25 protein-coding genes are annotated in these 24132 nt (G+C 44.8%); 21 read left to right on the forward strand and 4 right to left on the reverse strand.

Features of this window, described 5'->3' with window-relative positions:
* The first annotated feature begins 61 nt into the window (after positions 1-61).
* The 18 genes from ABIN22_RS06195 to ABIN22_RS06280 all read left to right on the forward strand — a co-directional run bounded on the left by ABIN22_RS06195 (position 62) and on the right by ABIN22_RS06280 (position 18949).
* Positions 62-934: a carbohydrate ABC transporter permease gene (locus ABIN22_RS06195; RefSeq protein WP_109730213.1), complete on the forward strand. Its 873-nt coding sequence runs from the start codon at positions 62-64 to the stop codon at positions 932-934.
* On the forward strand, positions 935-1768 hold the full coding sequence (locus ABIN22_RS06200) for a carbohydrate ABC transporter permease (RefSeq protein ID WP_109730214.1): 834 nt from the start codon (positions 935-937) through the stop codon (positions 1766-1768).
* A 67-nt stretch (positions 1769-1835) separates the two neighbouring features.
* A complete protein-coding gene (locus tag ABIN22_RS06205; protein ID WP_346907370.1) occupies positions 1836-2912 on the forward strand; it encodes an iron-containing alcohol dehydrogenase in 1077 nt (358 codons plus the stop codon).
* 36 nt (positions 2913-2948) lie between these two features.
* Complete coding sequence (locus tag ABIN22_RS06210) at positions 2949-3629, forward strand: N-acetylmannosamine-6-phosphate 2-epimerase (RefSeq protein ID WP_109730216.1); 681 nt, start codon at positions 2949-2951, stop codon at positions 3627-3629.
* Between the two features lie 119 nt (positions 3630-3748).
* Positions 3749-4612 (forward strand): MurR/RpiR family transcriptional regulator, encoded by an 864-nt coding sequence (locus tag ABIN22_RS06215; protein WP_109730217.1) that lies wholly within the window; start codon positions 3749-3751, stop codon positions 4610-4612.
* 89 nt (positions 4613-4701) lie between these two features.
* Positions 4702-5493: an electron transfer flavoprotein subunit beta/FixA family protein gene (locus ABIN22_RS06220; RefSeq protein WP_109730218.1), complete on the forward strand. Its 792-nt coding sequence runs from the start codon at positions 4702-4704 to the stop codon at positions 5491-5493.
* Between the two features lie 38 nt (positions 5494-5531).
* Positions 5532-6725, forward strand: coding sequence for an electron transfer flavoprotein subunit alpha/FixB family protein (locus ABIN22_RS06225; RefSeq protein ID WP_109730219.1), 1194 nt, complete (start codon positions 5532-5534; stop codon positions 6723-6725).
* Positions 6722-8107 (forward strand): FAD-binding oxidoreductase, encoded by a 1386-nt coding sequence (locus ABIN22_RS06230; protein WP_346907373.1) that lies wholly within the window; start codon positions 6722-6724, stop codon positions 8105-8107. Before ABIN22_RS06225 ends, ABIN22_RS06230 begins: the two co-directional genes overlap by 4 nt.
* A 323-nt stretch (positions 8108-8430) precedes the next feature.
* On the forward strand, positions 8431-9162 hold the full coding sequence (gene nagB / locus ABIN22_RS06235; protein ID WP_109733933.1) for a glucosamine-6-phosphate deaminase: 732 nt from the start codon (positions 8431-8433) through the stop codon (positions 9160-9162).
* Positions 9163-9214: 52 nt separating this feature from the next.
* Positions 9215-10333, forward strand: a complete 1119-nt coding sequence (gene nagA / locus ABIN22_RS06240) for an N-acetylglucosamine-6-phosphate deacetylase (RefSeq protein WP_346907376.1) — start codon at positions 9215-9217, stop codon at positions 10331-10333.
* A complete protein-coding gene (locus ABIN22_RS06245) occupies positions 10330-11367 on the forward strand; it encodes a hypothetical protein (protein WP_346907378.1) in 1038 nt (345 codons plus the stop codon). The genes nagA and ABIN22_RS06245 overlap by 4 nt, the downstream gene beginning before the upstream one ends.
* Positions 11368-11613: 246 nt before the next feature.
* Positions 11614-12456: a BglG family transcription antiterminator LicT gene (gene licT, locus ABIN22_RS06250; protein ID WP_109733936.1), complete on the forward strand. Its 843-nt coding sequence runs from the start codon at positions 11614-11616 to the stop codon at positions 12454-12456.
* Positions 12457-12470: 14 nt separating this feature from the next.
* Entirely contained in the window at positions 12471-12956 is a 486-nt protein-coding gene (locus ABIN22_RS06255; RefSeq protein WP_118622418.1) for a PTS sugar transporter subunit IIA, read from the forward strand.
* A 93-nt stretch (positions 12957-13049) separates the two neighbouring features.
* Positions 13050-14489, forward strand: coding sequence for an N-acetylglucosamine-specific PTS transporter subunit IIBC (gene nagE, locus ABIN22_RS06260; protein ID WP_346907380.1), 1440 nt, complete (start codon positions 13050-13052; stop codon positions 14487-14489).
* 78 nt (positions 14490-14567) lie between these two features.
* The gene (locus ABIN22_RS06265) at positions 14568-15311 is read left to right on the forward strand and encodes a copper homeostasis protein CutC (RefSeq protein WP_346907382.1); all 744 of its coding nucleotides are present in this window, start codon (positions 14568-14570) and stop codon (positions 15309-15311) included.
* 509 nt (positions 15312-15820) lie between these two features.
* Positions 15821-17044, forward strand: a complete 1224-nt coding sequence (tyrS, locus tag ABIN22_RS06270; RefSeq protein ID WP_109733963.1) for a tyrosine--tRNA ligase — start codon at positions 15821-15823, stop codon at positions 17042-17044.
* A 108-nt stretch (positions 17045-17152) separates the two neighbouring features.
* The gene (locus tag ABIN22_RS06275; RefSeq protein WP_109733939.1) at positions 17153-17659 is read left to right on the forward strand and encodes a flavin reductase family protein; all 507 of its coding nucleotides are present in this window, start codon (positions 17153-17155) and stop codon (positions 17657-17659) included.
* A 186-nt stretch (positions 17660-17845) separates the two neighbouring features.
* Positions 17846-18949: an aldo/keto reductase gene (locus ABIN22_RS06280; protein WP_109733940.1), complete on the forward strand. Its 1104-nt coding sequence runs from the start codon at positions 17846-17848 to the stop codon at positions 18947-18949.
* Positions 18950-19003: 54 nt separating this feature from the next.
* Here the strand turns inward: ABIN22_RS06280 and ABIN22_RS06285 are convergent, their stop codons facing one another.
* A complete protein-coding gene (locus ABIN22_RS06285) occupies positions 19004-20314 on the reverse strand; it encodes an alpha-amylase family glycosyl hydrolase (protein WP_346907385.1) in 1311 nt (436 codons plus the stop codon).
* Positions 20315-20598: 284 nt separating this feature from the next.
* Here ABIN22_RS06285 and rplM point away from each other — a divergent pair, with 284 nt between their 5' ends.
* Together rplM and rpsI are read left to right on the forward strand one after the other, a co-directional pair.
* Positions 20599-21027, forward strand: a complete 429-nt coding sequence (gene rplM, locus ABIN22_RS06290) for a 50S ribosomal protein L13 (RefSeq protein ID WP_109733942.1) — start codon at positions 20599-20601, stop codon at positions 21025-21027.
* Between the two features lie 26 nt (positions 21028-21053).
* On the forward strand, positions 21054-21446 hold the full coding sequence (gene rpsI, locus ABIN22_RS06295) for a 30S ribosomal protein S9 (protein ID WP_109733943.1): 393 nt from the start codon (positions 21054-21056) through the stop codon (positions 21444-21446).
* 218 nt (positions 21447-21664) lie between these two features.
* Here the strand turns inward: rpsI and ABIN22_RS06300 are convergent, their stop codons facing one another.
* The 3 genes from ABIN22_RS06300 to ABIN22_RS06310 form a co-directional block, all read right to left on the reverse strand.
* Complete coding sequence (locus ABIN22_RS06300) at positions 21665-22003, reverse strand: hypothetical protein (protein ID WP_226970647.1); 339 nt, start codon at positions 22001-22003, stop codon at positions 21665-21667.
* Between the two features lie 14 nt (positions 22004-22017).
* Positions 22018-23109 carry a tyrosine-type recombinase/integrase gene (locus tag ABIN22_RS06305; protein WP_055062318.1) on the reverse strand — a complete coding sequence of 364 codons (1092 nt, stop codon included), beginning with the start codon at positions 23107-23109 and terminating at the stop codon, positions 22018-22020.
* A gap of 175 nt (positions 23110-23284) precedes the next feature.
* Positions 23285-23737 carry a hypothetical protein gene (locus ABIN22_RS06310; RefSeq protein WP_346907389.1) on the reverse strand — a complete coding sequence of 151 codons (453 nt, stop codon included), beginning with the start codon at positions 23735-23737 and terminating at the stop codon, positions 23285-23287.
* 71 nt (positions 23738-23808) lie between these two features.
* Here ABIN22_RS06310 and ABIN22_RS06315 point away from each other — a divergent pair, with 71 nt between their 5' ends.
* Positions 23809-24006 (forward strand): helix-turn-helix domain-containing protein, encoded by a 198-nt coding sequence (locus ABIN22_RS06315; RefSeq protein WP_004605235.1) that lies wholly within the window; start codon positions 23809-23811, stop codon positions 24004-24006.
* Positions 24007-24132: the final 126 nt, after the last annotated feature.

Below are 24132 nucleotides of genomic sequence, written 5' to 3' on the forward strand. Positions count from 1 at the left end.
TTATGATGGGCAGGATAACTGCCCATCAGTTTTAATAACATTTTTGGAAGGTGGCAGGTATATGAAACCAAAGAAAAAAAGAAATAAGCTGCCTTATATTTATCTGATACCGGCAGTTGTTATCATTGTTGCAATTTTCGCGATCCCCCTTTTCAATTTGTTATGGTATTCTTTTGCCAAGGTAGATTTGATCGGTAATTTCCGAGGATGGGTCGGGCTGAAAAACTATGAATACCTGCTCACCCCGGCGTTTGGAAAAACGTTGGTCAGGACTCTGATCTGGGTAGTATGCGGTATCGCCGGAATCTTTTTAGTGGGGACGACACTGGCGCTGGCCCTTAATAAACCGATACCGGGAAGAGGTTTTTTCCGTACAGTTGTTATTATTCCCTGGGTCATACCGCATGTGTTCGCAGGCACGATGTGGAGCTGGGTGCTGAATTCTTCAAATGGGATTGTAAATACCATTCTTCTGAGTCTGGGGATTATAAATCAGCCGATTAGTTTTCTGGGGGCGGACCTTGCACTTGCTACGGTTATTTTTATCAGAATCTGGAAAGGTGTACCGTTCCTTGTTATGAGCCTCTTGTCTGCACTACAGACGATACCTTCTGAAGTGGAAGAGGCTGCAAGGCTTGATGGTGCTCTTGGTCTGAAATATTTTTGGCACATTACACTTCCGCTTTTGAAACCGGTCATGATTATGAGCGGTACCATTTTGATGGCGTGGTCATTCACGATCTTTGATCTGGTATATGTCATAACAGGAGGCGGTCCTTTAAATGTAACGGAACTGTTGAGTATTACCATATACAAAAAGGCATTTATCAATTCTGACTTAGGCGGTGCGGCGGCTATAGCAATCTTTACAATGATATTCGTGTCTATTATAGCATTCTTCCTTATGAGACATAACGCGAAGGAGGAGAATTAGATGATGAATATAAAGAAGCGTAAAAAGATAAAAAACTATGTCATCCGGTATTTTATTATAATTATGTGGGTAATCATTGCCCTTCTTCCAATTTATACAGCGGTAATGACTTCTTTAACCCCATTTGAAAAACTGGGAGAAAAAATGTTGTATCCGAAGTACTTTCACTGGCAGAATTATGTGGAACTGGCCGGACAGACGCCGATGTGGGAGTACTTAAAGGCTTCCGTCATTTATGCCCTCGGTACCAGTATCTTTACAATAGTGATTTCAATTCTGGCAGCGTACGCGTTATCCAGATTTAAATTTAAATTCAGGGTAGCGTTTATGATGCTGATCGTCGCTATCCAGGTTATTCCACAGATCGTAATAGTAACGCCATTATATGGAATCTCTAATTCCACAGGTCTGTATGATACGTACATTGTTGTAATTCTGGCGATGGTGGCGTCTGCAATAGCAAATCCAATCCTATTGCTGAAAGGATTTTTCGATAGTATTTCAGTAAATCTGGAGGAGGCTGCGGCGGTTGACGGATGTACGAAAGTAATGGCGCTTGTGAAAATAATTTTACCGATTTCATTGCCGGCAGTGACAACTGCATTCGCGTTATCCTTCTTTACGGGGTGGGATGCCTATTTGTATCCAATGATTCTGACATCCTCGGCTGGGAAAGTTTCTATGACAGTCGGGTTATCCAGAATGGTTGATATTGTAACACCTTGGAACTGGATTATGGCAGGAACTGTGCTGGCTATCGTTCCACCAATCCTGATCTATCTGATGGCGCAGAAATATCTGATTGGGGGCCTGACGGCTGGCAGCGATAAATAGTGGCTATTGTGTGGAGTCGTGTTTATATGTAATCAGGGAAAGAGAATAACAAAAAGGAGAGGAAAATATGGATGGAACAGGGATTTTAAAGATTGGTGTCAGCAGGTTCCTATATGGAAAAGGTGTGATTCAACAACTGCCGGACGAGATTTTGAGGTATGGAAGCAAGGCATTTATGGTTGGGGGGAAGACCACACTGCCCTTAGTCAGAGGTCTGGTAGATACACAGATGAGGGAGAAAAAGATTGCAGTGGTCTGGGTAATCATGGATGAACCAAATTCTGTTGATTTTGCAAAAAGGCTGGCAGCAGATGCAGGTAAAGAGAAGGCAGAGGTTATCGTAGCAATTGGCGGCGGTAAATGTATGGACCTGTGTAAAGTATTTTCAGATCTGGCCGGCCTGCCGCTTATAACAGTGCCGACATCTGTAGCTACATGTGCAGGGGCATCGGCTGTAAGTATTATGTATACAAAAGAAGAGGGGCGTTATGACTGTTCGATTCCGAAAGAAAAAGAAGTAGATTCCGTACTTGCGGATCTGGACATTATCGGGAAATCTCCGAAGCGGCTTTTTGCTTCCGGAATCATGGACTCAATAGCGAAGCTTCCCGAAATCGTAAATGGCAGAAAAGAGATGGATTACCCCGAGGTTACGATCTATAAATATATGGCATATGCGAACTCCAGATTTATATATAAGTTTTTAACGGAAAACGGATTAAAGGTGTACCAGAACCCAGAGGCAGATGAGAGACTCCTCACGGACCTGGTGCTCATAAATCTGATTATTACATCTATGGTGAGCGGCTTCTCCAGTGGTTCCGATCAGCTTGCGGTTGCGCACGGGCTGTATGACGGGACGCGGATGTTCTTCCCGGAAGAATCAAAAGGGGCGCTTCACGGAGAGATTGTGGCAGTAGGGATTTTGATGCAGATGCGCTTTAATGGGGACCCGGAGGAGGAATACCAGAATATCCTTTCCATGATGAAAGAAATGAATATGCCTACAAAACTGAAGAATATAGGGGTCGAACCGACGGAAGGAAACGTGGCAAAACTAAGGGAATATAATATTATGAAAAATAATATTGTACATGAAGATGACCTGAAGCGGTTAAACCTTGCTTTTCAGGAAATTATCTGACATTGGAATATCATAATCGCTCAGGGAGGAATTTATATGGGAAACAAAATATTGGATGCGGTCAGAGGCGGCCTGATCGTTTCCTGTCAGGCATTAGAAGATGAACCTCTGCACAGTTCTTTTATTATGCAGAGGATGGCTGTTGCAGCTATGCAGGGAGGTGCGGCAGGAATTCGCGCCAATACGGTCGAAGATATCGTTCAAATTAAAGAAGTGGTAGATCTTCCTGTGATCGGGATTATAAAAAAAGTATACGGCGATTCAGATGTTTTCATTACACCTACTATGAAAGAGATTGATCAGTTAATGGTGATTCGTCCTGAGATTGTTGCACTCGACGGCACAGACAGAAGGAGACCCGGTAATATCAGTCTGGAAGATTTCTTTAAAGAAGTCAGGGAAAAATACAAAGACCAGTTATTTATGGCGGACTGTTCTACGCTGGAAGAAGGGGTTAGGGCAGCAGAATTAGGATTTGACCTTATCGGGACTACTTTGAGGGGGTATACAGAGTATACAAAGGATGTCCGCCTCCCGGATCTTGAGATGATGAGGACGCTGGTAGAAAAGGTAGAAAAACCGGTTATAGCAGAGGGAGGCATCTGGACGCCCAGGCAGTTGAAAGCCGCATTAGATACGGGTGTTCTGGCTGCGGTAGTAGGAACGGCAATTACGCGGCCGATGGAAATTACGAAAAAATTTGTCGAGGTTTTATAAAGAGATAGCGGATCAGAATAAAAATTTATGAATAAAGTTGTTGTGCTGCACTGAGAACAGGGGTTAAAATGAGATTAAAACTTATGCGTTAAGCAAGATCATATGGGAGAGGTAGAAATATGAGCCAGGATAACTTTACAATGCAGATACGCTCGGCATATCCTCATTTAACAAAGGCGGAGAAAAAAGTTGCAGATTACATACTGGAGAAAGCTTCTGAAGTTCTGTACATGTCGATTACAGATCTGGCTGATGCGTGCAAAGTCGGGGAAACGACAGTATTTCGTTTTTGTAAAAGCTTGAAACTGCAGGGGTATCAGGAATTTAAGATTCAGCTCTCCCTTAGTATTCAGGATGAAGACAGGAATAAAGGCCAGGAAATTCTGACAGAAAACGTCAGTATGGAAGACAGCTTTCAGGTTATGTCCCAAAAACTGCTGAATTCGAATGTCAGTGTGCTTATGGAAACGCAGGCCCTGCTCGATTACGGGAAAATAGAAGAACTTACAGACAAGCTGATTCAGGCACGGAGGATCTTCTTCTTTGGTGTGGGGGCGAGCCAGATTATGGCGATGATGTCGGCAAATAAGTTCCTGAGGATTGTTAATAAAGTTTACTGCTATACAGATTCACACATGCAGACGATGGTGGCATCTACACTGACAGAGGATGATGTGGCAATCGTAATCTCTTACTCCGGTTCAACAAAAGATTCGATTTTAATTGCCAAACTGGCAAAGGCGGCAGGAGCCTATGTAGCAGATATTACAAGATTTGCAAAATCACCTCTTACGAATTATGCGGATGTTGTTTTACTGTGCGGCGCAAATGAGGGCCCCCTGCAGGGGGGCTCAACAACGGCTGTGATGAGCCAGATGTATATCATGGAGGTTGTTTATATCGAATACTATCGAAAAACATATGAATCCAGCTATGAGTATAATCAGAAAACTGCACAGTCTATCATAGATAAAATGTATTAGCAAACTGTGCCGGATACAAAAGAAGCCTCGAAGTAGACAACAGGATATTTTGAGGCATTTTTTGTATACCCGGATTTAGGAGGGATACAGTGAAAATTCTAGTTTGTATTAAACAGGTTCCCGGAACAACTTCTGTAGAAATCGATCCTGAGACGGGTGTCCTGAAGAGGGATGGCGTAGAATCAAAAATGAACCCATTTGATCTCTATGCGGTCGAACAGGCGCTTATCCTGCAGGAAAAGTACGGTGGAAATGTAGATGTAATTACAATGGGACCAGCCCAGGCAAAGGCGGTTCTCGAGGAAGCTATTTATATGGGGGCTGACAGAGGAATTTTGATCAGTGACCGGAAATTTGCCGGGGCTGATGTTGTTGCAACCAGTTATACACTCTCTCAGGGGATCAAAAAGGCAGGACAGTATGACCTGATTCTCTGCGGGAAGCAGACAACAGATGGAGATACAGCCCAGGTCGGACCGGAAACAGCGGAGTTCCTTGATATGGAGCATGTAACAAATGTAAAGGAGATATCAGCAGTCGAAGGTTATGAGGTTCTGGTGACGGAAAATCAAGAAAATTGTTTTAGAAAAATCCGTCTGAAAACGCCTTGCCTCCTGACAATTGAAAAAGATGTAAACTCTCCCAGACTGCCTTCTTATAAACGAAAGACGGAAATGAAAAACCCGGATATAGTTGAATTGTCGCTCTCAGATTTTGAGGATGTAAATGAAGAAAATTATGGGCTGCTGGGTTCTCCGACTCAGGTAGAGCGAATTTTCCCTCCCGAGAAGAATGAATCCAGACAGTTATTTGAAGGTCCGGGCAGGGAGCTTGGTGACCGGATATTTGAGATTTTGAAACTGAAGAAGTTTGTAGTTTAGGTGGATAACGGTTTTGCAAAGACTCAGGAGGATAAGATATGGGAGTTTTAAAAGTGCATCAGGACCGGGTAAATGAAGAAACGGCGGAGGAAATGTGCAAAATGTGCCCTTTCCATGCGATCACATATGAAGGTAAAAAGCTGGAAATCGGGGCCGGATGCCGGATGTGTAAAGCGTGTGTAAAGAAGGGGAGTTCAGGTGTCATTACATATGAGGAATTTCAGAGGCCGGAGATAGACAAAGATGCGTGGAAAGGAATTGTAGTATATGCTGAATGGGAGGATGACCGTATTCATCCTGTGACATTTGAACTGATCGGAAAGGCACGGGAGCTGGCGGAGGTAAACAGGCAGCCGGTATCGGTCCTTCTGATTGGGGACAAGCTGGGAAAAGCGGGGGAGGAACTCAGACATTACGGGGTTGACTGCATTTATACTTATGAGGATCAGAGATTCCTCGAATTTAAAGCATCTCTTTATGCCAATATTGTAGAGAACTTTGTGGAAAAAGTCCACCCATCAGTCATGCTGTTTGGAGCAACGATAAAAGGCAGGTCGCTGGCACCACGGATTGCGGCCAGATTCAGGACAGGACTGACAGCCGACTGTACATCGCTTGAAATGAAAAGCAACACAGATCTTGTACAGATCCGACCAGCCTTCGGAGGGAATATCATGGCGCAGATAAATACACCAAACTCCCGCCCGCAGCTATGTACCGTCCGGTACAAAGTGTTCACCGCGCCTGAGCGAAATGAGGGCGCAGATGGCATCATCAAGAGTATGGATATTCCGGAAGAGAAGATGAAATCAGGAATAGAAGTACTTCACAGAGTTGAAAAACCCAGAGAGGTTGATCTTGCAGAGGCAGAGACAATTATAGCAGTCGGCCGGGGAATCCGGACCCAGAGTGACCTTCTCATGGTGAAAGAGCTTGCGGGCCTGCTGAATGCACAGGTGGCATGTACAAGACCACTGATTGAAGCAGGATGGTTTGATGCCAGGCATCAGATCGGATTAAGCGGGAGGACCGTAAAGCCGAAACTGCTGATAACTCTGGGCATTTCAGGTTCTGTTCAATTTGTCGCGGGAATGAGGGCGGCAGAGTGTATCATTGCGGTGAATACGGATAAGCATGCAGGTATTTTTGATGTAGCCCATTACGGATTTGCAGGAGATCTGTATGAAGTGCTCCCGGTATTACTGAGACAATTGAAAGGCGGTGCGAAATGAAGTTAAACGAGGAACAGCTCATTTATTTAAAAAGGCTGATAGAGCCAGCAAGAATACAGACAGGAAAAGAGATCGGAGAAGACTACAGTCATGATGAGCTGGGAGGTATCACCGCGTATCCGGATGTTCTTATAAAAGTGATATCGACAGAAGAAGTTTCAAAAATCATGACATATGCATATAAACAGGATATTCCCGTTGTAGTCAGGGGCGCAGGGACCGGGCTTGTAGGTGCGGCAGTAGCCGTATGCGGGGGGATCATGATCGAGACAACCTTGATGAATCATGTGCTAGAACTGGATGAAGAGAATCTCACAGTGACGGTTGAACCCGGTGTCCTTTTGATGGAACTGGCACAATTTGCAGAGGAACACAGTTTTCTGTATCCGCCTGATCCAGGGGAAAAGTCGGCGACTATAGGGGGAAATATAAGTACAAACGCCGGAGGAATGCGGGCGGTGAAGTATGGTGTTACAAGAGATTATGTAAGAGGACTGACGGTGGTGCTTCCCAATGGGAAAGTAGAGAAATTTGGCGGCAAAATAGTAAAGAATAGTTCGGGGTACAGCTTAAAAGATCTGATCGTCGGCTCGGAGGGGACGCTGGGTATCATTACAGAGGCAATTTTGAAATTAGTGCCTTTACCAAACAAAAGTGTGAGTTTACTGGTTCCCTATGAGAAAATAGAAGATGCGATCGAAACAGTACCAAAGATTATTAAATTAAAAACGACTCCCACGGCTATTGAATTTATGGAGAGAAATGTCCTGCTTTTTGCCGAAGAATTTCTGGGAAGAAAGTTTCCGGATACAAAAAGTGAAGCCTACCTTCTGCTTACATTCGACGGTAGTTCTTCTGTGCAGGTTGAGTCAGAATACGAGACAGTAGCACAGTATTGTCTGGAGCATGGAGCCAGAGATGTCTTTATTGTAGACACGCCGGAGCGCAGAGACGCGGTATGGTCTGCAAGGGGGGCTTTTCTAGAAGCGATCAAAGCATCAACTACGGAGATGGATGAGTGTGATGTGGTGGTGCCGAGAAATTGTGTGGCCGAATTTATACTATTTACCCACAGCCTTTCTAAGAAATTCAATATCAGGATCCCCAGTTTCGGGCATGCGGGAGACGGCAACCTGCATATCTATATCTGCCGGGACCGGCTTGCAGAACAAGAGTGGAAATGTACTTTGTCAGAAGTTTTCGCGGAAATGTACGAAAAAGCGTTAAAACTGGGAGGAGCGGTTTCGGGCGAACACGGCGTCGGATATGCGAAGAAAAAGTATCTCAGGGAACAGGTGGGAGATGAACAGATACGGCTGATGCGGGAGATAAAACGCGTATTCGATCCAAAAGGACTGCTCAACCCACAGAAGGTAATCTGAGGGTAAAAAACGTAAATAAATATTTTCCGGCTTCCCTTGACATTTTGTCAGCAGTTTGCTACTATTAAAACAATTTAAGAGACTGGGTTGTTACTCCAAGAAGGCAAAACCAGATTTTCCGGGTATAGAGGGTTTCTCTATACTCTGGGAGTCTGGTTTTTTTATTCCTTTTTGACAGAATTTGGTTTTGCTGTATGAAAGAACTTTCTAAATGATAACCCGTGTGTCTTTTTCCGATAACTGACTTGTGGAAAGTGTACCGCCCGGTATATAATAAAGCCAGCAATGAGGTAAAAAATAAGTGATAGTGGAGGAAAAAAACTATGAGAATCATCGAAACAAAGGATTACGCAGACATGAGCAGAAAGGCAGCGAATCTGATTGCAGCACAGGTTACTATGAAACCTGATTGTGTATTGGGGCTTGCAACAGGATCTTCACCAATTGGTACATATGACCGGCTGGTAGAGATGTATGAGCAGGGAGACCTTGATTTTTCAGGAATTTCCACTGTAAATCTGGATGAATATAAAGGACTGGACCGCGAGAATGACCAGAGCTACTACTATTTTATGCATGAGCACCTGTTTGACCGGGTGAACATCAATGCAGAGCGCACAAATGTGCCGAACGGGATGGAGCCTGATTCTGACAAAGAATGTGCGGGATATGAAGAACTGATCGCATCATTAGGCGGCGTTGACCTCCAGCTTCTCGGACTGGGCCACAATGGCCACATTGGATTTAATGAGCCGGCGGAAGTGTTTGACAAAATAACTCACTGTGTAAATCTGACAGAGAGTACGATCGAGGCAAATAAAAGATTCTTTGCGTCAGCGGATGATGTTCCGAGACAGGCGTATACTATGGGTATTGGGACAATTATGCGGGCTAAAAAGGTTCTTTTGGTTGTCAGCGGAGAAGATAAGGCCGATATCGTGGCAAAGGCATTCTTCGGCGATGTGACACCGGCGGTTCCGGCATCCATCCTGCAGATGCATCCTGATGTAACGATTGTTGCTGATGCAGCAGCATTATCAAAAATCCCGAGATAGTCTGGCATAAGTCATAGAACTGCTTCAGGGATAGAAAGAAGGTTTTTGAATTATGATAATTAAAAATGTACAGGTTTTCGGAGAAGACAAGACATTTACTCCCGGTGAGGTAGTGATCAGCGGAGATGTTTTTGCAGCTTCTGCGGAAAATGACAATGAAGTGATTGACGGAGAAGGCTGTTTTGCCATTCCGGGACTCGTGGACATTCATTTCCACGGCTGTGTCGGGGATGATTTCTGCGATGCCAGTCTGGACGCTGTCAAACATATGGCAGAATATGAGGCGTCTATCGGTGTGACCTCCATATGTCCGGCAACAATGACACTCCCTGAGGCTGAGCTTCATGAGATCATGAAGACGGCGGCGGCATATGAAGGCGGCAGCGGTGCAAAACTGGTCGGCATCAATATGGAAGGTCCATTTATCAGCGCCAAGAAAAAAGGTGCCCAGGCGGCCGATCATATCCGCAATTGTGACACTGCACTCTATCGCAAACTTCAGGAGGAGTCCGGCGGCTTGATTAAGCTGGTAGACATTGCACCGGAGAATGAAGGTGCAATGGAGTTTATCGAGGAAGTAAAAGATGAAACCGTGATCTCAATCGCACATACGACGGCAGATTACGATAAAGCGTCCGAGGCGCTTATGAAAGGTGCAAGCCATATTACGCACTTATATAATGCAATGCCCCCTCTTAACCACCGTGATCCGGGCGTTATCGGGGCGGCACGGGATGATGAGGACTGCCATGTAGAGCTGATCTGTGACGGCATCCACATCCATCCGTCTGTTGTACGCGCTACATTTGCTATGTTTGGAGCAGACAGGGTCATCCTGATCAGCGACAGTATGCGTGCGACAGGGCTGACTGACGGCCAGTATACGCTTGGCGGCCAGGATGTATTTGTAAAGGGAGCAAAGGCTACACTGAAAGACGGCACGATCGCCGGCTCTGCAACGAACCTGATGGGCTGCCTGAAAGTGGCGGTGGAGCAGATGGAGATTCCGCTCGAGGATGCCGTTGCATGTGCGACCATGAATCCTGCGAAAGAAATCGGAATTTACGATTCCTGCGGAAGTATTACACCAGGAAAAGCAGCAGACCTCGTTCTTTTAGATAAAGAACTGAATGTGAAAGCTGTTTATGTAAATGGGAGAAAACAAGCATGAATTTTGTCCGAAAACATCAAAAAGCAGTCTTTATAATCGGACTGGCGGTTATCCTTCTTTGTACGCTGGCATACTGGCAGCGCCAGTCGACGCTGTCCAGTGCGACGGCTACGAAGCTGAAAGATGAGCCGAGGAAGGGTGAGGCGGTTGTATCAACGTTTTACTACGACCAGCTCACCCGGAAGGAAGCCGCGGTTTATGACATGATGAAGAGCAGGCTCGACAATATGGAAGGCGGGGTTGTAGAATTCCCGGAAGCCATGAGCGGACCTGAATATCTCCGTGTTACGACTGCATTGGAAGATGAGGGATACAATTATTTTTACGGATTTTATGATATTCCGATGACAGAAGATGATGTCTATGTGAAGTATAAAAATACGGACCTGACGACCATCAAAGAAAAGAAGATAACAAAGGCCATCCTGTTCCTTTCCTGCGCGGAAGGGATCAATGAAGCCGGTGATTATGACAAAGACGGCACCGTGAAGAACCTGTCTGAGATTCAGGACGGACTGGCAGGAAATTCCGGAGACAAAGTGGAAGGGATTGTAAAAGTCCAGAATGAGACCGAAGAAATACTCTCTCAGATTATGGAGAAGCTTCCGCCAGATTACGGTGAGAAAAAGGCGGTGGATTATTTCCTGAAATGGCTGGATGAGAATATGTCCGTAGCTGTGGGCATCGGTGAGGACGCACTGGATTTCTCCAGTATGGAGGATGTATTTGAAGGAGCGTATATATACAACAACCTGTCGGCTGTAACGGAACATAAGGCGACCTCACTGGGATATGCGAAGATTCTGTCAGAGCTGTGCGGCCGTGCGGGCATGGAGTCACATATCGTGCTCGGGATATGGGGAAAGAGCAGTATGAATCAGGAAGGGTATGTATTCTGTGCCATCCAGATGAACGGACAGACCATCTACGTGGATGCCAGTGCTGCCAAAGGCAGTGACCTGGGAGGGCAGCAGTACCTGACCCAGCAGGAGGCAAAGAACCACCTGAAGTTTGTGGAATATTTTGAATACTAGATCTGTATGAGTAATTTGGTAATATTGTACGAAAATATTAAAAAAAAATAAACATTATAACCAAATTATAAACTGTTTCGCTGATAGAGGTTGACTTTGGACACTAATTTTGTTATAGTCTATTCATCAAGTTAATACCAATGGATTGTTACTGTAAGGCAGGCAAAACCAGATTTTATAAGCAAGGCGTACTACGCCATGCTTATAGGATTTGGTTTTTTTATTTCATAGGAATGAAGGATAATTATGGTAATTGAAAAGATTATTAACAATAACATAGTTTCAGCCTTCGACGAAACAGGCAGGGAAGTTGTGATCATGGGACGCGGCATCGGCTTCGGGACAAAGCCGGGAAGAGAAGTGGCACAGCAGAAGATTGAAAAGATCTTCAAGATCAAGAGCCAGAGTCTGGCGGAGCAGTTCAAAGAACTGCTGGCGAATATGCCTCTGGAACATGCGCAGATATCTAATGATATCATTTCCTACGCGAAGAGCCATTTAAAGCTGAAGCTGAACCAGAGCATATATGTGACCCTGACAGACCATATTAATTTTGCAATTGAGAGGTACAGTCAGGGGATTAAACCGGAGAATGCACTTCTCTGGGAGATAAAACGTTTTTACCAGCAGGAGTACCAGTTAGGGAAATATGCGGTTGATATTATCTGGGAGAGGCTGCACATCGCGCTTCCGGATGATGAGGCAGGATTTATAGCACTTCATTTCGTGAATGCGGAGTATGGGACTGATATCCGGGATGCACTGAATTTCCCGAATCTGATGAAAGACATTCTGGATATTGTAAAGAGTGAGCTGGGAATCGAATTCGATGAAGGTTCCCTGCATTATGAGCGGTTTGTGACACATGTGAAGTTCCTGCTCCAGAGAGTGTACCGGAAGGAGCTTCTTCCGAATGAGGAGAATGAACTCGCCGAGATGATGCAGATGAAATATCCGAAAGAGTATGCATGCAGCAGACAGGTGGCAAAATATATAGAGGATGCTACTAATAGTAAGATATCCGGGGAAGAGATCATGTATCTCTCGATTCATATCCGGAGAGTGACAATGGTGGAGAACGAAAAATAAAAGGAGGAGAAGACATGTTCGATTTTTTAAAGAAAAAAAGCAAAAAACATCTGCTCGGGGCACCGGCAGCAGGAAAGGCGGTATCAATCAAAGAGGTAAACGACCCGACTTTCAGTGAGGAGATTCTGGGAAAAGGAGTCGCTGTCATTCCGTCAGAAGGAAAGATTTATGCACCGGCAGACGGTGAGATTGGAATGGTATTTGATACGCTCCATGCAGTGAGCATGACGACTGATTACGGCGCAGAAGTGCTGATCCATGTAGGACTGGATACCGTAAAGATGAACGGGGAAGGTTTTGAAGGACACGTGAAGGCAGGAGATAAGGTGAAAAAAGGCGACCTTCTTCTGACCGTTGACCTGGAAAAAGTGAAAGCGGCCGGATATGATATCATAACTCCAATGCTGATCTGCAATACAGGAGACTATGCCGCTGTGGAAGCAATGGCCGGTAAGGATGTAACTGCCGGGGATGATGTACTTTCTGTGGAAGAGAAATAAGGTTACTGGTTCAATGTATTTTAGCCGGCAGTGTACCGGTTTAAAATAAATAAAGGGATTAATAGTCAAAAGGATTCGAGAAGGAGGAAAAATATGAAATATTTACAAAGATTAGGTAAATCCTTGATGCTCCCGGTTGCTTGTCTCCCGGTTGCAGCTATTTTACAGGGTATAGGTTACTGGATTGACCCGACAGGATGGGGCGCTAACAGCGTTGTTGCAGCATTCCTGCTCAAAGCAGGCGGTGTTCTGATTGACCAGATGGCGATTTTGTTTGCGATTGGTGTAGCGGTTGGTATGGCAGATGACAATGACGGTACCGCAGGACTTGCAGGACTTGTATCATGGCTGATGACTACAACGATTCTGTCACCTGCAGTTGTTTCTATGCTCTTAAAGATCGAAGTAGATGCAGTTGACCCTGCATTCTCAAAGATCCAGACCCAGTTTATCGGTATCCTCTGCGGTATTATCGCAGCAGGCTGCTATAACAAGTTCAAGAGCACGAAGCTTCCAGATGCATTCTCATTCTTCAGTGGAAAGAGATGTGTTGCGATTGTAACAGCAGGAGCATCTATTGTATCATCTTTAGTTCTGTTCTTCGCTTGGCCGGTTATTTACAAGGCGCTGATTTCATTTGGCGAGATGATCATGAACCTCGGCGCGATCGGAGCTGGATTATACGGATTCTTTAACAGACTCCTGATTCCGTTCGGTCTGCACCACGCACTGAACTCTGTATTCTGGTTCGACGTTGCAGGTATCAATGATATCGGTAAATTCTGGGGCAACATGGACGGCGGTATCCTTGGACAGACAGGTATGTACATGTCCGGATTCTTCCCGGTAATGATGTTTGGTCTTCCGGCAGCAGCGCTGGCAATGTACCATACAGCAAAAGAAAACAAGAAGAAAATTGCAGCAGGTCTGTTATTCTCAGCAGCGATTGCATCATTCTTCAACGGTGTTACAGAGCCTCTGGAATTCTCATTCATGTTCCTTGCTCCGGCACTTTACGGCATCCATGCAGTACTGACAGGTATTTCATTAGCAGTTGTGGCAATCCTGCCTGTGAGGGCTGGTTTCAACTTCAGTGCAGGTCTTGTTGACTGGATCCTGAGTTTCAAGGCTCCGTTTGCAGAGAACCCACTGCTTTTGATCCCGATTGGTGTCGTAGTTGGAATTATTTACTATGTCATATTCAGATTCGTTATTGTTAAATTCAACCTGAAGACACCGGGCAGAGAAGATGACGATATGGATGAAACACAGGTACAGCTGGCAAATGATGATTTCACAGCAATCGCTGAGATCATTCTGGAAGGCGTCGGCGGTAAAGAAAATGTTACAAGTGTTGACAACTGTATTACAAGACTTCGTCTTGAAATCAAAGATTATACAGCAGTAAATGAAAAGAAGATCAAATCAGCAGGTGTTGCAGGCGTTATCAGACCTAGCAAGACAGCTGTACAGGTCATCATTGGAACGAAAGTTCAGTTTGTTGCTGACGAATTTAAAAAACTCTGTAAATAAACAGAGTCAAATATAATCCCTTTTCTGAAAAGACCGCGTTAAGCGGTCTTTTTGGAATCATGGAGTAAGGAGCAGGAAATGAAATATATACTGGAAGCATGCGTTGACAGTGTACGGTCAGCGATAGAGGCGCAGAAAGGCGGGGCGGACCGGGTAGAATTATGCGGAAACCTGATTATAGGGGGGACATCCCCGGGGAAGGCTTTGTTTCAGCAGGTGAGAAAGTATACTGACCTGAAGATCAGGGTGCTTCTGCGGCCGCGGTTCGGTGATTTCTGTTATGATGATTATGAATTCGCCATGATGCAGGAAGACACCCAGATGTACAGGGAACTGGGGGCAGACGGGCTTGTCACCGGAATCCTGACTCCTGACGGGACACTGAATATGCAGCAGATGAAGGCACTGGCTGACACGGCAGGGAAGATGGATGTTGCACTCCACCGCGCCTTTGATGTCAGCTGGGACCCGTTTGTGACTCTGGAACAGGCTGTTTCTCTGGGGCTTAAGACCATACTGACAAGCGGAATGAAAAACAGTGCGTGGGAGGGCCGCGACCTGCTGAAAAGTCTCGTGAATGAGAGTGACGGGCGGATAGAGATTATGGCCGGCGCCGGGATCAGTCCGGAAGTAATCAGAGAACTCGTGCCATATACCAGTGTGACTGCCTGCCATATGTCTGGAAAAATTGTCAGGGACAGCAGAATGGAATTTCGCAGAGACGGCGTCAGCATGGGATTTCCCGGTTTCAGCGAATATGAGATATGGGAGACTTCGGCGGAGAACATAAAAGAGGCCGTGCGGGTATTGGGTGAGTTGTAAAAAATTTTGATTTTACTCCTTGACAAAAAGCAGGGAATAAGATAAGATTTCAGCGTAAGCAGCCATATATAGGATGCATCAATCCACAGGCAGATTCAGATGCCGGATTGAAAGATTGAATACTGGAAAAGCGTTGAAGAGAACAAGTAGTAATAATGCGGAGAAAACAGAAAGCAGCCGGCTGATGAGAGGCGCATGACACGGTTATTTACGAATACATCTCCAAGCTTCACACCGAACGCCGGACGGCGGTCCTTACAGGCCGGCAGGAAGCAAGTAGGCTGTGACGGAATGGTACACGTTAACGTACTGAGTGATTAAGCATGATAAAGCGGTTTTTGCCCCGTGTTTACCTGCCGGATACACTCACTGAGGCAGACGGTGCGAATTGTCTGCGAATGAAGGTGGTACCACGAGTTTATGAGCCCTCGTCCTTTCAGGATAGGGGCTCTTTTTGTATACAGATGTTCAGGTGTGAAAAATTATGAAAAGAAAGAAGGATGAAGACAATGACACTCTACGAAGAATTACAGGCCAGAGGGCTGATTGCCCAGGTCACAGACGAAAAGCTGATTGCTGATTTAATCAATAACGGGAAGGCGACATTCTATATCGGGTTTGACCCGACAGCGGACAGCCTCCATGTAGGACATTTCATGGCACTGTGCCTGATGAAGCGTCTTCAGATGGCGGGGAATAAGCCAATCGCGCTGATTGGCGGAGGAACAGGCATGATCGGTGACCCTTCAGGGAGATCTGATATGCGCCAGATGATGACGATGGAGACAATCCAGCACAACTGTGACTGCTTCAAAAAGCAGATGAGCAATTTTATCGATTTTTCAGAAGGCAAGGCGCTTATGGTCAACAATGCTGACTGGCTGCTGGATCTGAATTATGTCGATGTTCTGCGTGAAGTTGGTTCCCATTTCAGCGTGAACCGTATGCTTTCAGCCGAATGCTACAAGCAGAGGATGGAAAAGGGACTGACCTTCCTTGAGTTTAATTACATGATCATGCAGGCATACGACTTTTACGCATTATACCAGAACTATGGCTGTAACCTGCAGTTCGGCGGTGATGACCAGTGGGGCAACATGCTTGCCGGAACGGAGCTGATCCGCAGAAAGCTTGGAAAAGATGCAAGCGCCATGACAATTACCCTTCTCCTGAATTCAGAAGGAAAGAAGATGGGAAAGACACAGTCCGGTGCAGTGTGGCTTGATCCTGAGAAGACATCGCCTTTCGATTTTTACCAGTACTGGAGAAACATCGGGGATGCAGACGTCCTGAAATGTATCCGTATGCTGACCTTCCTTCCTCTGGAAGAGATTAATGAGATGGATAACTGGGAGGGAAGCCAGCTGAACAAAGCGAAAGAAATTCTGGCATATGAACTGACCCAGATGGTTCACGGAGAGGAAGAAGCGAAGAAAGCACAGGAGAGTGCAAGAGCACTGTTCAGTCAGGGAAATGCTGCAGAAATGCCTACGGCAGAGCTGACAGACGACGATATGACAGACGGTTCCATTGACATCCTGACACTGCTCTTAAAGAGCGGACTCGTTCCTTCTAAATCAGAGGCAAGACGTGCCGTAGAGCAGGGCGGCGTCGCTGTGGACGGAGAAAAAGTGTCAGATATCCATGCTGCATTTGCAAGAGATTCCTTTACCGGGGACGGTGCTGTTTTGAAAAAAGGTAAGAAAAATTTCCGTAAAGTTGTGATAAAATAGAGTCAGGTACAGTAACTTTATTATAGCGGATGTCCGGAGTGGTGCAAAAGCAGTTAAAACATAGTACTTTCCCGGAAGGTCCGTTTAATGAAACAGGAGGAAATGAATATGGGATTTAAAGAAATATCTGTGGAAGAACTTCAGTTTAATCCGTTTACCAAGATCGGAAAAGAATGGATGCTCGTAACGGCAGGAGATGAGACCAGCCATAATACAATGACGGCAAGCTGGGGCGGCGTTGGTGTCATGTGGGGAAAGAACGTAGTCAGCGTTTATATCCGTCCGCAGAGATACACAAAGGAATTTGTGGATGCCAATGACACATTTACACTTTCCTTTTACGATGAGGCCTACAAAAAAGCACTTGGCATCTGCGGAAGCAAGTCCGGCCGCGACTGCGATAAGGAAGCGGAGGCAGGTCTGACACCATATTATGTAGACGGAACGACTGCTTTCGAAGAAGCAAATATGATACTGGTGTGTAAGAAACAGTATCATCAGGATATGGCTGCAGAACATTTTGATGAAAAAGAAAACGATGAAAAGTGCTATCCCCAGAAGGATTACCATACCATGTATATGGCAGAGATTGTAAAAGTTCTTGTAAAAGAATAGTTATTTTGCCGGAGGCCAGACAGGGCTTCCGGCAAATTTGATCTTTGGCCCCTGCGCTGGCGAACATCAATAAAATGGAGGCTTTCTGTATAAAAATAACAGTAAACAGGTGATAAAGTGAAGCACAGGTGATATAATAGTGTGAAACAGATTATGTAAGAAAAGAATCATGAAGGAGGAACTTCTATGTATTATAAAGAGTATGGAAATACAGGGATGAAGGTGTCCGCCATTGGCCTGGGGACGATGCGCTACGATGCCGACGATGTCAGTGCGGGGAGATTCGAAAAGTGTGCGGAGATACCGCTGTATGCCTTGGAGAATGGCATCAATTACTGGGATACTGCTCCCGGCTACTGCGATGATAAAAGTGAGATTATCACAGGAATTGCGCTTTCACAGGTGAAGAGGAACGATGTATATATTACCTCTAAGACGAACTTTAATACAATAGGAGAGAACCCGACCAGAGATGATTTCAGAAAAAGACTGGAGATGTCACTTGACAGGCTGAAAACAGATTACATAGACTTTTATCATATGTGGTGTATGCTGGATCTGCAGTCATGGGAGAGGCATATGGAGGTCCTGTATGGATTCTTCGAGGAGGCTAAAAAAGAAGGCCTTATCCGTAATATTGTATTTTCCTCCCATATGCAGGGCAATGACATTGAGACTGTTGTGGAGACTGGGAAATTCAGAGGCATGCTGATCGGCTATAATGCCCTTAATTACCGTTTCCGTCAGAGCGGTATTGAAAAGGCGTATAAAGAAGGAATGGGCGTTGTCGTCATGAATCCGCTCGGCGGGGGAATGATTCCAAACAATCCGGAGGCATTTACATACCTTACAGAGGGAACTGACCTCAACGTAGCACAGGCAGCATTGAGGTTTGTCGCATCCCACAGGGAAATAACTATTACTCTGGCAGGATGTACGACAAAAGAACATGTGGACGATGCAGTAAAAGCTGTAGAGAATCTGGAAGAACGCCCGGCAGAGGAAATCATAAGACAATATGAGGGGAGAGGAGAATCTCTGAACAATCTCTGTACAGGCTGTGCGTACTGCAAAGGATGCCCGAAAGAAATCGAAATTCCAAAATACATGGATGCATATAACCAGTACATACTGACGGGAAATAAAAAGGCCATACCGGACCGCCTTGACAACCACTGGGATATCCCGAAAGAGAAAGTGCTGGAATGCATTGCCTGCAAAAAATGCGAGAAGCAGTGCACCCAGCATCTGCCGATCGTAGACCGGCTGAAAGAAATCGGAGAACTATAAATGAAAGTGTAACTGCACATTTTCAAAGGGGTCTGACCCCTTTGAAGCTGCTTGTTAAGAAATAGACAAGAACTGTACGCTATATGGAGGCATATCGAGCTGCCCGCTCAGTGTGCCTTCTTTTTGTGTGATCATGTCAGTATAATCGCCCTGAAGTTCGCCATTATTAGCAGTGAATTCAGAGTCAGATGCATTGATTGCAACCAATACTTTTTCTTTGTCACTTTTCCGCTCGAAAATGAGCTGGTGGTTGGTGATGACTACATTATGGTAGCCGCCGTTGCAGAGTGCGTCGCTTTCACGGCGGACCGCTATCAGCTGTGTAATAAACGCAGTCAGTTCATTCGGTTTTGGATCCTCAAAGGCCGGGCGCAGCGCGTAATCATTATCCGGTGCCTTGACGCCCTCCTCACCCCACTCACTTCCATAATAAATACATGGGATGCCGGGCATGCCAAACAATATGCCATAAGCCAGAGGCAGATGCTCCTTGTTCGTGAGAATGCTTGCGATTCTGGTAACATCATGGTTATCTACGAAATTCATCAGATGCTTGCCGCGGTAAATGCACCACTGTTCAGGTCCGTACTGGCGGTTTAGAGAGTGTGCAATCTCAAACAGGTTCATGCTGTTAAAACTGGAAAATATCCCTTTGTAGCATTCATAATTCGTACAGCTGTGAAGCATCTCATCATTGACGATAATGTTGTAATCACCGAAAAGAACTTCCCCGATCAATGCAAACCCGGGCTTCAATTCCTCACAGTACCGGCGTAAACGCTTCATAAAATTATGATCCAGACTGTAAGCAACGTCCAGACGCAGACCATCGATACCGAATTCCTCAATCCAGAAACGGACGCACTCCAGCAGATAATCCACGACAGCAGGATTCTGGAGGTTCAGTTTGACAAGTTCATAATGTCCCTCCCAGCCTTCATACCAGAAGCCATCGTTATAACCGCTGTTTCCATCGAAATTGATACGGAACCAGTCCTTGTAAGGCGAATCCCATTTCTTCTCCTGTACGTCCTGAAAAGCCCAGAACCCGCGCCCTACGTGGTTAAAAACACCATCCAGCATAATCTTGACATCGTGGGAATGCAGCGTATCACATACATATTTAAAATCTTCATTCGTTCCGAGACGGCAGTCAATCTTCTTGAAATCCCTGGCATCATAACCGTGATTGTCAGAATCAAAGATCGGGTTCAGGATAATAGAACCGATCCCAAGCTTCTGGAGATATTCGCTCCAGCCTGCAATCTTCCGTATTCTGGGTACTGTCACTCCATCGTTATGAACCGGGGCATCACAAAATCCAATAGGATATATCTGATAGAAAGTTTCATTATAAGCCCACATAAGTTCCACCTGCTTTCTAATAAGGTAATTGTTAAAGTTCCATATTTAATTAGTAAAACTGGAAATACTTTTAAAGTATAACATAAATATAAGAGCCTTGAAAGACCCCGCGAACTGAAAAAAATGTCCGGATGCTGAAAAATATGTTGACAATTGAATTCGTACATACTATAATAGTACAGCATGACAAAAGGAGAAACAGCATACACCAAAGCCCCGGAGTGCGCTGATTTCATATAAAAGCAAAGCAAGTTATATGATGATTATTATTAGGAGGAACACCCATGAAAACTTATATGGCTAACCCAGACAAGATTGAAAGAAAATGGTATGTGGTTGACGCTGAAGGATGTACATTAGGACGTCTCTCTTCAGAGATCGCAAAAGTTCTGAGAGGAAAGAACAAGCCAGAATTCACACCACATGTTGATACAGGAGATTACGTAGTAGTAGTTAATGCAGAGAAAGTAAAAGTAACAGGCAAGAAGTTACAGCAGAAGATCTACTACAATCACTCTGACTATGTAGGAGGTATGAGAGAGACTACACTGGCAGAGATGATGGCTAAGAAGCCGGAGATGGTAGTTGAATTAGCAGTTAAAGGAATGCTTCCAAAAGGACCTTTAGGAAGAGAAATGCTTACGAAACTTCATGTATACGCTGGACCAGAGCACAAACAGCAGGCTCAGAAACCAGAAGTATTAACATTTTAAGGAAAGGTTGAAAGGAGGACATTACTGTGGCTAACGCAAAATATTACGGAACAGGAAGAAGAAAAAAATCTATCGCAAGAGTATATCTTGTACCTGGAACAGGTAAAATCACTATAAATAAAAGAGACATTGATGAGTATTTAGGACTGGAGACATTGAAGGTTGTTGTCCGCCAGCCACTCGTTGCGACTGGTACAGTTGATAAATTTGACGTACTGGTTAACGTACACGGCGGTGGGTATACAGGACAGGCAGGAGCAATCCGTCACGGAATCTCAAGAGCACTTCTTGAGGCAGATGCTGAATACAGACCTACTCTGAAGACAGCAGGATACCTTACACGTGATCCACGTATGAAAGAACGTAAGAAATACGGTCTCAAAGCAGCTCGTAGAGCACCGCAGTTCAGCAAGAGATAATTCAACCGAATATCGAAAAAGAGCAACAAACCCCGAAAATCCAGTATTTTCGGGGTTTTCTTTATATTCTGAAAATCTATCAGACACCATCAAAACACACGAAAATGTTCCGGTAACTAACAGGTAACACACAGGTAACTAACACGAAAACAGGTGTCTTGTGCAATACTTTTGAAATCTTGTGCAAGACACATTTTTGCATAAAAAAAAAGGGCGATTCAATCACCCTTTTCTTTGCAGTATTCAATGATACATGACCGGACATCTTTTTTCGTCCGGCAGTGACAGGAATGACCGTCCTTGAATATGATGTCATATCCGTCGTGCATGTTTCCAGTGATTCCGGAAATCATTTCCCTGTTCTTTTCTGCAACCTGCATCGTGTCGAACATTCCGCACTGGTCTTTTCTGACAAGGTCTTGAATGTATGCGTTGATAGACATTCCCTTGTCTGCTGCGAGCGTCCGGATAATATCTTTCATTCCTTTAGGAACTGCGAGGTTTATTCGTTCATAATGCTCTTTATAAAAATTATTCTTGTATTCTGTTCTGTTCATGACATTGTCCTCCATCAAATCAAATTGATTGCCTCAAGTTTGGTCGGGAGTTCAATGTGGGTGTAGACGTTTTCGGTCACACCCTGTCCTTTATGCCCGACAATTTTCTTGATGAATCTCTCGTCAACTTCCTTTTCGGTAAGGAGAGAGATGCAGGTGTGTCTTGTATCATGCGGGCGGTGTCCGTCATAGACAGGTTCTCTTTTCGTTTCATCAATGACGAATTTCCCGAAACCGAACTCAAGCATCAGAGGAATCCAGTAAGAATCATAATAATTCCGGTACTGAAAAGGTTCGTCGTCGGGTGTACAAATCAGATGGTCACATTTCCGGTTCATCCAGTATTCAAAGAATGGTACAATCTTTTCAGCAATGGGAACTTCTCTGATTCCTGCCTCTGTTTTGGATTCTTTCACATAGAACCATCGTTCATCAAGATGGATGTCCTTTTTCTCAAGGTCGAGGAGTTCCCCGATACGGACACCGGAATAAATCATAATAAGGATGACGGTCACATATATGTTTGAATCCTTGCATTTCCACAGAATAGAAATCTCTTTCTTTGAAAAAGGTTTCCGGTTGTATGCGTTCGGATTTCCCGCCTTGCTTATATCGACATATCTGACCATGTCTCTTTTATCTTGAGACACAATCTCGTGAATGACAGCATAGTCATACATGAGACCCCACAGGATTTTCAAGGTTTTAAGTGTGGGAGTGTTTTTGCCGGAGTTATCGACGACACTTTGCAGGTGATCCAGTTTGATGTCAACAAATCTCATTTTCCACAGGGGTTTCGATGTGTTAAAAGCAGCCTTATAACCATTCGTGTCCTTAATTTTTTCAAAATGGATTTCCGACCAATTCTCATATACTTCCTCGAAAGTAATAGTTGCATGGTGTAAATCAAAGGGGTCTTTATTGTATTCCGCTAATGCAGTGAGAGCCTCTTTGCGTGTCGGGTAATATCCGACGGTTATATATAATTGTTTTGATTTTCCGGTTATAGGGTCAATTTCCCACCCTTTTGTCTTTTTTGCTACATAGGGATTTCGTCGGTTTCCGGATAATTTATAGACCGACCCGAACCCGTTCGGTAGTTTCATTCAATCACCATCCTAAAAAAGAGTATAAAAAATAAAACCAGTGCAAAAAGCACGGTTTTATGGTAGAATGAAACAGGATTCGGATTCTATCAAAATGCTTTTTGCAGGGCATGAGATAAGAGATTCCACAAAGGCGATTCGTGTTGCAGCACGGGTCGTCTTTTTATGTGCAAATCTATTTTTCAGAGCGTTCTTTCACAATTTTCCGATACTTGCGACCGATGGCAAAACAGCCGACACCCAACAGGATGGCAGCAACACCGCCAACAGGAACAGCAAGCAGCAGGAGCAATCCCAAAAGCACAAGCACAACAGCGAGAACCATGAGGATAATTCCGCAGACATTATATGTCCGGTCGGAATATTCCTTTTTCACTGGAGCAGGTGCGTCATAGGATGCGGATGTGTGTCCGTTTCCGGATGATGCACTTTTCACCACATCAGAGACCCCGACGGTCGTTCGACTATACACTGCATTATAAGCAGCCTTTTTCGGGTCATTCACAATCCCCATTCCCTTTTTACCATAAAGAGGATTCACAGCCTTTTTGACCTGCCTCTTTACTTTTCCGGTAGTCCTTGCCTTTATGCTCTTTTTGACATTCGGTTTTCTGACACCGTATTTCATGCAAAACACCTCCATTCTTTTGGACAAATCTGTCACCTTGTACACTTTCCTTACGAAAGGAGGTGAGCAGGATGAAAGTTTTGTTATGGGAAACGAGAACCTCAAAAGGGTTCACGTTGATGGAGTTGGCGAAGAAATCCGGAATCGGAAAATCGACGCTCAACAACATCGAAAACGGTAAGGTGTCACCGACATTGTTTCAACTCGAAACGATAGCGATTGCACTGGAGGTCAAAATCACCGACCTGTTTGAATCCGAATACAAATAATTGTATCACATGACATGTTCCGTGAGCGGGAACAGGAGACGATTTCCACAATTATGGAAATGAACTCCGATATTTCCACAATCATGGAAATATGTGATATGATGTGTTTCGGAAAGGGGTGGTGTT

The sequence above is a fragment of the Faecalicatena orotica genome, assembly GCF_905197545.1.
In the GTDB taxonomy this organism is placed as follows: Bacteria; Bacillota; Clostridia; order Lachnospirales; family Lachnospiraceae; genus Faecalicatena_A; species Faecalicatena_A orotica.